Annotated in this window: 13 protein-coding genes; 5 read left to right on the forward strand and 8 right to left on the reverse strand. The window is 36.8% G+C overall.

From position 1 onward, the window contains the following. Positions 1-17: 17 nt before the first annotated feature. A complete protein-coding gene (locus J1905_RS02455; RefSeq protein WP_214225577.1) occupies positions 18-3,185 on the reverse strand; it encodes a SusC/RagA family TonB-linked outer membrane protein in 3,168 nt (1,055 codons plus the stop codon). Between the two features lie 903 nt (positions 3,186-4,088). Between J1905_RS02455 and J1905_RS02460 the strand changes: the two genes are divergently transcribed. From J1905_RS02460 to J1905_RS02480, 5 genes are all read left to right on the forward strand, one after another. Continuing rightward, on the forward strand, positions 4,089-4,292 hold the full coding sequence (locus tag J1905_RS02460) for a hypothetical protein (RefSeq protein ID WP_048904292.1): 204 nt from the start codon (positions 4,089-4,091) through the stop codon (positions 4,290-4,292). Between the two features lie 2 nt (positions 4,293-4,294). Beyond that, entirely contained in the window at positions 4,295-4,978 is a 684-nt protein-coding gene (locus J1905_RS02465; protein ID WP_173092575.1) for a cell division ATP-binding protein FtsE, read from the forward strand. A 129-nt stretch (positions 4,979-5,107) separates the two neighbouring features. Then, complete coding sequence (locus J1905_RS02470; RefSeq protein ID WP_214225578.1) at positions 5,108-5,707, forward strand: nucleotide exchange factor GrpE; 600 nt, start codon at positions 5,108-5,110, stop codon at positions 5,705-5,707. Between the two features lie 4 nt (positions 5,708-5,711). Beyond that, on the forward strand, positions 5,712-6,881 hold the full coding sequence (gene dnaJ, locus J1905_RS02475) for a molecular chaperone DnaJ (protein ID WP_173092579.1): 1,170 nt from the start codon (positions 5,712-5,714) through the stop codon (positions 6,879-6,881). Between the two features lie 153 nt (positions 6,882-7,034). Beyond that, positions 7,035-7,949 carry a Ppx/GppA phosphatase family protein gene (locus tag J1905_RS02480; protein WP_214225579.1) on the forward strand — a complete coding sequence of 305 codons (915 nt, stop codon included), beginning with the start codon at positions 7,035-7,037 and terminating at the stop codon, positions 7,947-7,949. On the opposite strand, the gene J1905_RS02485 is transcribed toward J1905_RS02480, so the two are convergent. The 7 genes from J1905_RS02485 to ccsA form a co-directional block, all read right to left on the reverse strand. After that, a complete protein-coding gene (locus J1905_RS02485; RefSeq protein WP_214225580.1) occupies positions 7,938-8,507 on the reverse strand; it encodes a Maf family protein in 570 nt (189 codons plus the stop codon). The two genes, J1905_RS02480 and J1905_RS02485, sit on opposite strands and share 12 nt — an antisense overlap. Positions 8,508-8,591: 84 nt before the next feature. Continuing rightward, a complete protein-coding gene (locus J1905_RS02490; RefSeq protein WP_214225581.1) occupies positions 8,592-8,996 on the reverse strand; it encodes a DUF4890 domain-containing protein in 405 nt (134 codons plus the stop codon). Between the two features lie 120 nt (positions 8,997-9,116). After that, entirely contained in the window at positions 9,117-9,644 is a 528-nt protein-coding gene (locus J1905_RS02495) for a KdsC family phosphatase (RefSeq protein ID WP_214225582.1), read from the reverse strand. Positions 9,645-9,650: 6 nt separating this feature from the next. Beyond that, positions 9,651-9,893: a Fe-S cluster assembly protein IscX gene (gene iscX / locus J1905_RS02500; protein WP_048904286.1), complete on the reverse strand. Its 243-nt coding sequence runs from the start codon at positions 9,891-9,893 to the stop codon at positions 9,651-9,653. A 28-nt stretch (positions 9,894-9,921) separates the two neighbouring features. Further along, a complete protein-coding gene (locus J1905_RS02505) occupies positions 9,922-10,254 on the reverse strand; it encodes a 2Fe-2S iron-sulfur cluster-binding protein (RefSeq protein ID WP_108203527.1) in 333 nt (110 codons plus the stop codon). Positions 10,255-10,294: 40 nt separating this feature from the next. Next, a complete protein-coding gene (locus tag J1905_RS02510) occupies positions 10,295-11,056 on the reverse strand; it encodes a Rossmann-like and DUF2520 domain-containing protein (protein ID WP_214225583.1) in 762 nt (253 codons plus the stop codon). Then, the gene (gene ccsA, locus J1905_RS02515; protein ID WP_214225584.1) at positions 11,056-13,527 is read right to left on the reverse strand and encodes a cytochrome c biogenesis protein CcsA; all 2,472 of its coding nucleotides are present in this window, start codon (positions 13,525-13,527) and stop codon (positions 11,056-11,058) included. The genes J1905_RS02510 and ccsA overlap by 1 nt, the downstream gene beginning before the upstream one ends.

Below are 13,527 nucleotides of genomic sequence, written 5' to 3' on the forward strand. Positions count from 1 at the left end.
TATTTATTTACAGCAGTTTAAAAAGATGCCTGAATACCAAAGGTGAATTTTCTAGGTACCGGATAACCATCGCCTGTATAAATACCTAATTCATTTACTGCCTCTACATCCGGTAATGATGATTTTTGGAATGAATAAACATTATCAATAATGGTATAAACCTGTAAACGCTTCATCTTTAACTTTTCTAGCAGCTTACTCGAAAAGCTATAAGATAAATTGATGTATTTAATTTTTGCATAAGATCCATTCTCCATGTAAGCCGAAGAAAAATTATTAAACTGATAATAGTAATCACCATAAGGGTTTAAGTCTGCATAAGTAGCGTTGTCGCCAGGTTTACGCCATATTGGTAATTTATCCAGGTTAATAAGACCAGTGCTTGGGAAAGTTCCAAGTTGCTTATATTGATTTAATAAACCGGAGATATAAGTGTTATATACTTCTCTACCCAGTAAGAATGTGGTAAAAACCTCAAGAGAGAAATTTTTATAAGTAAAAGTATTACTTAAACCACCCGTGATTCTTGGATTCGGATTTCCTGTTCTTACTTTGTCAAAATGATCCCATACGTCATAATCAAAGTTCTGATCTATCCATCTGTATGAACCAGGTTTTGCCGTTTGTGCTCCATTCCAGTAAGTAATCAGGTCTCCCGTACGAGGATCAAAAGGGATTTGGCTTTTATCTGAGTATACTCCCGCAGATTTAACCAAATAATATTCATATATCGGACGGCCTTTTGTAAGTATAAAAGTGGTACCTGTGTTATCATCTGTAACCATAATATCTCTATTACCATCAGGTAATGAAGTAATTTGATTTTTATTGAATGACATAACCAATCTTGGGTTCCATTGGAACTTACTTTCTGGATTAAATACTCTTCCTGTTACATTTAAATCAACTCCTAAATTCCTTATGTCCACCGCATTAGTTTGAACCTTATCATAACCACTGGTAGGAGGCAAAATTAAATCGAAAATAATATCGGATGTACCGCGATTGTAAGCATCCACCGATAAATTCAATCTACTTTTGAACAATTCAGCATCAATACCAATATTCGCCTGAATTGACTTTTCCCATGTTAAATTATCTTGTGTAATTGACTTAGGGTTATAAGTAACCGCATTAACACCATTATAAGTATTTGTGGCAACAGATCCTTGATAACCGGCCCCACCAGTTCCCGTGATATAAGAATTAAAAGGTGCATAATAATCTGCAGGCAAGCTACCAGAAACACCATAACTACCTCTAACTTTCAATAAAGACAACCAACTTTCTGTTGATTTCATGAATGGCTCATCAGATATTACCCAACCTGCTGAAACCGATGGAAAACGCGCCCATCTGTAATTTTTACCAAAGCGAGATGATGCATCCCCACGTAAGCTAACAGAGAATAGATACTTATCTTTATAATCGTAGCTTGCTCTTCCAAAGAATGAAAGTAAGCCTGAAGCCTCACGTAATGATCCGGAAATAAGCGTTCCATTTGGATCTCTAAGTACATAATCACTAGGGCTAATGCCTTGAACTGTAGAAATAACATTATTTCCTTTCCCAAAACCTCCAATTCCAGTATATTCTTTTGTTGAATAGTTTATACTATTTCCACCCAATACTGTTATATGATGATCCGAATTTATCGATGTAGTATAGGAAAGAAGGTTATCTATATTAAAGTTATCGAAATTGGCTTTTGAAGATTGAGCGTAAAAATTACCATCTGCATCCAACATACTTGGTCTGAAAATATCTCTACCTCCCCTGCTTGATTGCAATGACCCCTGTGTTTGGAAATGGAATTTTTTACTAATATCATAGTTTAACGTTATACTAGAAGTGATGTCATCGTTAATATTCTTATCCCTTGCTTCATCAAGCACACCCGTAAAGTTTCGTCTGTCTATATCACTTATGTACAATAATGAAGACGGGAATGTACCAGCAGTTATTGGAAGTGGCTTTTCCCATGGTGCCTGGCCGCGTGCTCTTGAACGATCTCCTCTCGAAAGTCTGAACAACGCGTCCAATTTAAGGCGTTCAGATAGCTTAACCCCCATAGATCCAGACATGGTATAACGCTTAAATCCGGTCCCTTTGATAATACCTTCCTCATTATAATAGTTGCCGCTAAAGCGATAGTTAATATTCTCCGCACCTCCAGCAGCAGAAGCATCATAGTTTTGAATGATACCCGTGCGATAAAATATTCCCTGCCAGTCGTTAGCGTTATTAAATGCCGGATTCAAACTATCTGTTAATATCATTGGATACAAACCTTGCTGGGCATGATTGGCATACTTGTTTAAATAGTCCATTTTATACCTGCGCTCTTGTGCACCCGTGATATACTCCTGCATTTTACCCTGTTTTGAAACACCGGTATATGCATTCACATTAATTTCTGGTTTACCAGCCTTACCACGTTTAGTTTTAACAACAACTACTCCGTTTGCACCTCTTGAACCATAAATTGATGCTGCCGCAGCATCTTTTAATACATCAATAGATTCAATGTCATTAGGATTTAAGCCTGCAATGAAGTTTGTCCCGGTTAAATCACCAAATGAAGAAACATCTTCATTTGAAATTGGAATTCCATCGATCACAAATAAAGGGCTACTTAATGCACGTGCTGCATTTACTGCTCTACCAATTGATGAATTACCACGTACAACAAATGTTGGCGTTCCACCTGGTTCTCCAGAGAAACCCTGAACATTCAAACCTGCAACTCTGCCTTGTAGTAATCTATCAAATGTTGGAGATGGCAAATTTTCTATGTCCTTAGCCTTCACTGTTGATACTGCTGCAGTAGATTTCTTTCTTGATACTTCCTGATATCCAATTACCACTACATCTTTAAGCGCATTTTCTGAAGGTGCTAGCTGCACATTCAAATCACTTTGTCCTGCAATACTTACATCCTTTGCGTTATATCCTATATAGGAGAAATGTAGCACACCATTAGCAGGTGCATCAATTGTAAATTTTCCATTTGCATCTGTACTTGCACCTTTAGAGGTACCTTTTAATACGACAGACACGCCCGGAAGAGGACCTCCGTCGTCCGATCCCTTAACCGTTCCGGTAATCTTTTTTTGTGCGAACGCAATTACGGAAAACAGCAGCAACAGACCGGTTAAGAGTTGCTTCTTGTAAAAATTATTCATAAATATTGTTTTTAGTTTAAAGTCAAATAGTTGAATTCAATAAAAAGAGTGTTTCTCTTATCATTTTAAGTGACTGAACTACACCTGGATAGTCATATTCACCGATTACAATTAGGCAGTTTGATTTTTCATGGATTGGTTAGTTTTTTGTAAATGTTCAAGTAAGTTTGTTAATAAAATTATGGCATAGGAATTCCCGCGCTATATTTGTTGCAAATAGTCAACTGAGGTTTACCTAGTGCCCTCGTTTAAATTATATGTGGTTTTTGTTGCTCTGGTTTGATGCCCTAAATCAAACCCTGGTTTATGATAATGAAAATGGTTAATTAATTAATTATAAAGCCTTTGTGTGCTAAAAATGTAATTTCCGTTTTTATTGATAGGCCTAATCTAGTGTTAATGAAATGTCATTTAACAAATTTTAGCAACACAAACGTTTGCATTAATCAAATGACTTTATATAAAGCTCTTTTATGTGGTTATAAATCTTAAATATCATTAGAAAAAAATTAACTATTAAGATATAAACATTACCTAATCATTACAGATGCAAGAGATTGGAAAATCAAATCGATTAGATTTAACGGAAATTTAACACAACCGTTTGTGTTAGATGAAAAACATCAATTAAACCATTTAAAGGCACTATTTTAATCGGAACATAGCAAATGTATACACAAACCAAGACAAAACATAAACGACTAAAAACAAGACACTTAATGTTTTAAATCTTAAATACCCTTAACTTTCCTCTCTAATTCTATTTTCCAAAATTCTTAGTGATGACTTTAGGGTAAGATAAATTCTCTCAATTACATGTAATTTGCTATTGCCTCTCCTATCCTCTACAGATAAATACTTCACATACCTTATTTCTCAATTTGAAATACTATTTTTGACCTAATGTATGTTATTAAAGTAAAAGGCATTGCCAAAATCCCCGATTACGTACAATTAAGGGATGATAAATTTACCCTATTGGCCTACTTTAGGGTAGACAGACCCGATAAATCATTAGAAAAATTGGGTTTAGGCGACAAATTGCCTTATATAATGAACTTTGTAAATGATTTGCCTTTTGGACAAATTGCTAAAATAGATATTTAAAAATGACAGGAAACGCAGTTATAAATTTAAAGAATGTAGATGTATTTCAACAAAAACACCTGGTTTTATCAGATGTTAATTTGAATGTTGATAAGGGAGAATTCGTTTTTTTAATTGGCCAAACCGGTTCCGGTAAAAGTAGTTTACTTAAAATCATTTATGGGGATCTTCATATTGGTAATGGCGATGGGCAGATAGCTGGTTTTGATTTAAAAAACCTTGCCATTAAAGACGTACCCTATTTACGCAGAAAACTAGGAATTGTATTCCAGGATTTCCAATTGCTTACTGATAGAACCATCGAAAAAAATCTGGAGTTTGTATTAAAAGCTACAGGATGGAAAGATAGTGGCTTAATTGAAGAGCGTATAAAGGATGTTCTTGAAAAAGTTGGCCTGCGTTCAAAAATCAGAAAAATGCCTCATGAGCTTTCAGGAGGCGAACAACAACGCGTTGTAATTGCCCGTGCATTATTAAATAACCCAGAAATAATACTTGCGGATGAGCCTACAGGAAACTTGGATCCTGACACGTCAGAAGAAATAGTAATGTTACTTAAGCAAATTAGTCAAGGTGGAACTGCAGTTCTTATGGCTACCCACGATTACCATATCATAAGAACATTCCCGTCAAGAATTATCAAATGTGAGGGTGGCATTGTGCATGAAGATGCACAAATTGTTTAACCGCCAAAATCTGACAAAATTTTCCTTTTCAGTCATTATCGTCAGTTTATCTTAAATAAAACTGCCACCATGACTGATATATTTCATTGGCAAAACTTTTGAGTTTACTATCAAAAATTCTACTATACCATGTTTAGCAAGAAGAAAAAAAACGATAACACAGATCCAATAGTGAAAAATAACGCTGAAGAGCAGATGAATAATACAGACGATCAATTAAATACTGAAGCAACAACTGAAGAAAATGCGGCTGTTGAAACTGAAGTTGTGCCAGAGCTATCTGCCGAAGAGAAATTACAAGAAGAAAATGCAGCATTAAATGATAAATATCTACGCCTGTTTGCTGAATTCGACAACTACAAACGTCGTACTCAAAAAGAACGTGTAGAGCTTCTACAAACCGCAGGAAAAGATGTAATAATTTCACTTTTACCTGTTTTAGACGATTTTGATCGTGCAAACAAGGCAATGGAAACTGCTACTGATATAAATCCAATCCGCGAAGGTGTCGCACTGGTACATAGTAAACTAAAAGGAATTTTAGGTCAAAAAGGGTTAAAGGAAATGGAAAGTATCAACACTGTTTTTGATACCGACAACCATGAGGCTATTACTAAAATACCTGCACCAAACGAAGATTTAAAAGGAAAAGTAATTGATGAATTAGAGAAAGGCTACACTTTAAATGACAAAGTGATTCGCTTTGCTAAAGTTGTAGTGGGTAGTTAATATTATGAGTAAGAGAGATTTTTATGATGTACTTGGTGTAACCAAAAGCGCATCTGCCGAAGAGATTAAGAAGGCTTATCGTAAACTAGCCATCAAATTTCACCCTGATAAAAACCCTGGTGATAAAGCTGCCGAAGATAACTTTAAGGAAGCTGCAGAGGCTTACGAGATTTTAAGTAATCAGGAAAAGAAACAACGTTATGACCATTATGGTCATGCCGGTGTAGGTGGTGCTTCTAACGGCGGTGGATATGGCGGTGGCGGCATGAACATGGAAGATATCTTCAGTCAGTTTGGAGATATTTTTGGTGGTGGAGGTGGCAGCCCTTTTGAAAGCTTCTTTGGCGGTGGCCAACAGCAGTCGAGAGGCGGCCGTCGTGTAGCTAAAGGAACTAACCTGCGCATCAAAGTAAAACTTACTCTTGAAGAAATTGCCAACGGCACAGAGAAAAAAATAAAAGTAAATAAACAAATTAGCTGTAAACCATGCGACGGGACAGGAGCAAAAGATCGTTCGTCTGTAAGTACATGTAAAACATGCGGTGGAAGCGGTGCAGTGCGCAGAGTAACCAATACTATTCTTGGTCAGATGCAAACTACCTCTACCTGCCCTACTTGTAATGGTAGCGGTCAGCAGATCACAGCTAAATGTACATCTTGTCATGGCGAAGGTATTGTTCGTGGCGAAGAAACCATTACCATTAACATCCCTGCCGGTGTAAGTGATGGCATGCAGTTAAGCATGAGTGGAAAAGGTAATGCTGCCCCTAGCGGTGGTATTCCGGGCGATTTAATCATCCTGATTGAAGAGATCCCTCACGAAACTTTAAAACGCGAAGGAAACAACGTAGTTTATGATTTACATGTTTCTATCATCGATGCAGCATTAGGCTACAGTGCCGAAGTGCCAACAATTGATGGTAAAGCAAAAATCAAAATTGAACCAGGTACCCAAAGCGGAAAACTATTGCGCTTAAAAGGTAAAGGTATTCCTGAAATTAATTCATACCACAGAGGTGATGAAATTATTCATGTAAACATCTGGACACCAAAAGCATTAAGCTCTGAAGAAAGAAGCATGCTTGAAAAATTAAGAGAGTCTCCTAATTTTAAACCGCAACCTGGTAAGCACGACAAAAGTTTCTTCGAGAAGATGAAAGAATATTTCGAGTAATAAATAATTAATCTTTTTTATAAAAAGCCGCCCAAATTTGGACGGCTTTTTTGTTGCGTCACAATTTATTATTTTTCGGTGTGTTGCACTACCTACTTTAAATTCAACAACACATTAAAATAAACTATAAATTTGACAGCAAATAAATCTTTGATGAGAGCTGCAGTTATAGACCTTGGTACAAATACATTTCACCTAATCATAGCAGATATATCTGCTTCAGATGTTAAAATAATTTATAAAACCAACGTACCTGTCAGGCTTGGACAAGGACGCATAAACGAAAACATTATCATCCCAGAAGCTTTTAACCGTGGAGTTGAAACATTAAAGACTTTTAAACAGGAAATTGAAAAACATCAAGTTCAACAAACACTGGCAATTGCCACTTCGGCAGTAAGGAGTGCTGCCAATGGGAGCGACTTTGTTAAAGCTGCAAAGCAAGAAGCTGGCATCAGCATAGAGGTTGTGGACGGCGACAAAGAGGCCGAATACATTTACAAAGGGGTAAAAGCCACAGGAGTAATCAATGGTACATCATTGATTATGGATATCGGAGGAGGCAGCACTGAATTTATTATCTGCGATCATCAAAAACTGTTATGGAAAAAAAGCTATAACATAGGCGCTGCCAGATTAATGCAGGCTTACTTCAATTCTGATCCAATTAGCGAACAAGATAAAACTGCCATCATTAATCATTTAGATAATGAATTAGGCGATTTAAAACAGGCTTGTACATCTTTTAAACCTAATCATTTAGTAGGATCAGCAGGGGCTTTTGAGACCTTTGCAGGCATGATTTTAAAAGGAACAGATATAAAAAACACTAAATCTGCACCTATTGAAATTACAGCATATAAAAACCTGTCCGAAAAACTGATTACCTCCACCCATGCAGAGCGAGAAAACATGCCTGATCTGATAAAATTAAGGGTAGATATGATTGTTATTGCCGCCATTCTTACCAACTACATTGTATCCATGTCGGGTATTAAACAGATAAGCTTATCTACTTTTGACCTGAAAATGGGTGTCCTATATTCACTGTCAGAATTAAAATCCTGACAAAGCTTTATATAACTTTTCTGTTGGCAAACCCATCACATTAGTATAAGAACCAATAATTCTCTCTACTGCAACTAAACCTATCCAATCCTGAATACCATAAGCACCGGCTTTATCAAAAGGATTAAAATTGGCGATGTAATAAGCAATTTGCTCAGCTGTAAGCGGATTAAAGAACACCTCTGTAACATCGTAAAAGGAATGCATTTTACCCGCGTGTGCAATGCTTACACCTGTATACACCTGATGATTTGTGCCCGATAGCTTAGTTAACATTTCAGTAGCATGAGTTACATCCTCAGGTTTACCCAATATTTCGTTGTTGTAAGCAACAATGGTATCGGCAGTAATCACAATGCTATCATTACTGTCATCTGCAAAAGCTGCTGCCTTTTTTTCAGCAATATAAATCGCAATTTCTGCTGGCAGTAAATCTTCAGGATAGCTTTCATCAACCTCTTTTAAAACTACTTTAAAATCAAGGTCCATCGATTTCATTAGTTCTTGTCGGCGTGGAGATTTTGAGGCGAGTATTATTGGAAGTGTCTGCTTATACATATTTAAAATTTGCTCAAAAATAACAAAAGCGACTGGATGCCGCTTCTATTATTTTAAATGTTTTTACAATTACCAAATACCGTCTTACTGGCCACCGCCATTACCCTCAGCCCTTTTTTTCATTGCTTCTTTTCTTTCTTCTTTCCAGGTAGTGTAAGCTTTTTTCTGATCGTCGTTTAATAGTGCTGTAACTTTAACATCACTTTCCTCATTAGATTTTTTCATTGCGGCTCTCATTGCATCCCTATCTCCTGATGCATCAGCACGCAGTTTTTTCATTGCCGTTGCTTGCTCCAAATAAATCGCAGAAACTTTAGTTTGCTGATCTTCTGTAAGGTTTAGTTTTTTGGTAAGCATTTCGGTATTCCGTTTTGCTCTTTCCTCAGGTGTACCCATTCCCCTACGACCATCTTTTCCTTGATCTTGTTGTGCTTGTGCAAATGTTATTACACTAAATAACAATCCGCAGATAATCATTAATTTTTTCATACTCTTTTACAGTTGTTTTAAATGGTTGTAAAGCTATTTAGCTTCGGTTTTGTAAAAGATTAGAGAACAAACCCATTAATAGGTTTAATCTAACTTGCGTAACATAGTTGTTGCAGATTATTACTTACCTGAATCGGCTGCTGAGGGGTTCTCATCGAACCATTTTTCTTGTACTTTAAGTACTTTTTCAACAATATCACGAACTGCTGTTTTGCCTCCAGAGTACGGAGAAACATATTCTGATATTGCTTTTATTTCGGGAACAGCATCTGATGGGCAGGTTGGCAGCCCTACCAATTGCATTACTTTAAGATCGGGAATATCATCACCCATGTACAATACTTCGCTGGCGCTGATATCGTATTTTGCTAAAAGAGAATTGAATACTGCTACCTTATCAGAAACACCCAAAAACACTTCTGTAATACCTAAACCTTCAAAACGCCTCTGCATCGCTAATCCACGACCTCCAGATATGATACAAATAAGGTATCCTCTTTTTACGGCCAGCTGTAAAGCATAGCCGTCTTTAATATTAAATGTGCGCAGAAACTCTCCACTATCTGAGGCAATAATATCACCATTAGTGAGCACACCATCCACATCAAAAATGAGAGTGGTAATAGTTTTGAGTTTCTGCAGGAACATATCTTATTAATCCTGGTTATCTCTCCATTCATAAACCCAGGCCGACTGGATTTGCTCCAGGTGACCTTCACTACTTTCTTCTCTGGTGCCTTTAAAATTAGGTAATTCTAATACCCATTCTATTAACTCAGTAAATCTGATACGGTATATTTTGGCTTCGTTAAAATCGTCACCAAATTTCTCATATAACTCCTGGGCAATATCCTCATGGTCATTCCAGTATATTGGTAAAGCAAATTTATCCTGCATGTTTTCTGTATAATTTATTGATTTATTATTAGTGACCTAAAAATTCTGATTGATCAGGAATGGTTACTTCTATGTCGCCATCTATAACAACACACTGGCATCCTAACCTCGAAGTAATTCTTGGACGAACAGCTCTGTCTATAAAATCTTCTTCTTTATCAGAGATTTCCTGGATATTATCCATGCCTTTTAATACGTAAACATGACATGTACTGCAGCCACATACTCCGCCACAGTTGTGTTGTAACTCTATTCCGTGATCTAAACAAGCATCAAGTACCGACTCACCACCTACAATAGGCAATTCGATTGGTTCTTTTCCTTGCTCTTCAAAATTTATCTTTAATTTAAAAATACTCATAATTGTGTCCAAAAATAAGCACCAAAAACGGCATTTGTAACTATAAATGTGTTTTTTTAATGCTTTTACTTAAAGTTTGATAGATTTCTTTTAATTCAGGCATACTAATCAGTAAATCCTGATGTTTAATCATTGTCTGTTCATCATTCCGAACAGCAGGACCTGTTTGTACATTTATTGGTAATTCGGTCTGCACCTTTAAGGCTGTCTCCATAATTAGTGGTTTAAGCATCTCAAAATCGAGCTCAAAATGTTCCACTATTTTATCACTTAATGTGTAAAGATGGTTCACAAAATTACATGCAAACACTGCAGCTAAATGCAATATCTTTCTTTTCTCACTGTTCACCTCATAAACCGGAGAAGTGAGTTGATTTGCTACTTTTTTTAATACTTCTAAAGATGCTGCATTTCTTGCTTCTATACACAACGGAACATTTGCAAAATCAATTGGCTTTGCTTTAGAGAAAGTTTGCAAAGGATATAAAACACCGTAGTTTTTTAGGGCTGACAAAGCATCTATTGCTGTAGCTCCCGACGTATGGACTACCAGTCCGTTTACATCTTTTAAACTTTCAGACACCGTTGAAATGGCATCATCCTTTACTGCAATAACATATAAATCGGCCGAAGGATCAATGTCTTTCAGATTAGAAATAGCAATCGAATCTGTAATTTTAGCCAGCTCGGTTGCATTGATTAAATCTCTACTCCAAATCTGAATCAGATCTGCCCCTTTTGCTTTTAAAGCATAAGCCAAATGCGTTGCCACATTACCAGAACCAATACAGACTACTTTCATTAAACAGTTTTAACTTCTTTTTGTCTTCTGAAAATTGAGATTACAAATCCTACAACCATTACAATGGTACCAATCCAATACAAATTGATGTAAGGGAATTCGATAGATTTGAAAACAACCCAATCCTTAGCTTGCTGAGGTTTTTCGTAAACCTGCAATTGTACCTTTCCTTGTTCTGGAATTACTTTTGTAAACCTCACCCTTAATCCTAATTCATCAATATTACGGGCAAAGTCGAACACGTTATTTCCTTTTACCAGGAAGATAGGTTCAGTTTTATATATTTTACCGTTTACGTCTACTTCAATTGGCATACCAACAGCTAAATCTTTAGGGCCTAACACTAAATCTTTTGCTTGTGGTTTTGGGTTTAGTGCTTTCACCGTAAGAACACCGCTGCTAGTATGCAGGGTATCACCAACGCTCACAGTCACAATTCTTGGAGCTTTATAATTCTCCTCTTCGCTGTGGCCTTCATGATCCTCATGCTCTTTATCTTCTTTCAAAGGAGCACTGGTAACGTGAGTGTAAATATCGTAAGTTAAATAATGCTTAGTATCCGGCGAAGCGATAAGTCCCATTTTTTCATTCGACTGAATATGTGGATTTACTTCAAAATCTTCTTTTACCTTACCTGTCTCTTCGTCATAAACCTTAAAGTTTAATTTGTAGAAAGTATTTGGAGCAACAGTAGTATCACTAATATAGGTAACAGTGTATTTACCCATTTTCTTTGGCTCATTTTTGTAAAGCACAATGTTCTCTCCGGGTTTTTCGGCCTTTTCAAAATCCTTAACAGGAATAAAGTTTGTGGCGTTTAAAGAGATAGGCTTGTTGGTTGCAGCAGCCACTAAAGCACCTAACAACAACAAGGCAAAACCGATGTGTGCAACCGCTGCGCCTACTAATTTACGTTTACCTCCAAAGGCTTGTCCAAGAATTTTTGCGTTAGAAATTACTGCAAAAACACAGCTGAAAGTAAGCAAAATATACATCAGGTTGTGATATACATTGGTGATGTACACAAAACCCGCAGTAATTACCAGCGAGAAAATTACCGTGGCTGCAAGGCCACTGTAGAATTTACGGATGTCAGTTCTTTTGTATTTCATGAACTGGGTAAATCCTGATATAATCGTTACTAAAATAGCAAACGGGGCCTGCCATTGGTTATAATATTTAATAGCGTCTATAGGAGGCGCAAAGTTGGTTCCAAATGCAGCATTAAACACCGGCACCGAAGTAGAGAAAATTACTTGAATACAAGCCACCGTAATTACAAGCGAACCGATAAACATCCAGAATTCCCTTGAATAAGTTTCTTCATCCTTGTTGGTAATTGGCAACTCTTTCCATCTTACAATTAGTAAAATTACAGGGATTGCCAAAAAGACAACATTATATAATATAAGGTGACCAAACATGCCCAGATCAGTAAATGAGTGCACAGATGTTTCACCCAAAATACCACTTCTGGTAAGGAATGAAGCATAAAGCACTAACACAAAACTGATGAAGATTAATACAATTGCAGTGAAGAACGCATGCCCAGTATTCTTAAAGGCAATCATTACGTGTACACCCGCAATAAGGGTTAACCAAGGAATAATAGAGGCATTTTCTACAGGATCCCAAGCCCAGAAACCACCAAAATTTAGTGCTTCGTATGCCCAGAACGACCCCATAATGATACCCGTTCCCAAAATCATTACTGCAAACAAAGCCCATGGCATTGCAGGTTTTACCCACTCTTTATACTTCTTTTGCCATAATCCTGCAATTCCATAAGCAAATGGAACAATCATACTAGCAAACCCTAAAAACAAGGTTGGTGGGTGGATAACCATCCAATAATTTTGAAGTAACGGGTTTAATCCACGTCCGTCTACTATAAATTTAAGGTAATTTTTAAAATTCTCAGGATCAGCAAATACAACCGGCGCCATCGCCTTAATGTCTAAAGCATCTCTTAAAAGGATAAAAGGTGAGCTGCCTATTCTTTCGCCAAATACTTGAACTCCTAACAACATTGAAGTTAAAAATGCTTGTGAGAAAGCAACTGTAGTCATTACTCCATTTTCCCAGCTCTTTGCTTTCCATATTAATATTACGCCTAGCAATGATTGCCAAAACGCCCAGAGCCAAAAGCTTCCCTCCTGTCCTTCCCAGAATGCTGATACGATATAATAAACCGGCAGTGCTTTTGAAGAGTGTGACCAAACGTAATAATATTCGTTGTAATGATTTAAGATTAGGAAAAACAGTGTGGCACCGATACCAATTACACTTACCCAGTTTATTAGAAATGAGATACGTCCGATACGTTTCCATGACTGATCTGCAAGGTCCTTATTTTGGGTTGCAAAAAAATAAGAGATAGTTGATAGTAAAGACGCCGCAAACGCTAAAACAATAAAAAATTGCCCGACTTTACCCGGAAGGAGGTTCTCTCCAATAAATTGTATATCCAT

The organism is Pedobacter sp. B4-66 (genome assembly GCF_018492665.1).
Classification (GTDB): domain Bacteria; phylum Bacteroidota; class Bacteroidia; order Sphingobacteriales; family Sphingobacteriaceae; genus Pedobacter.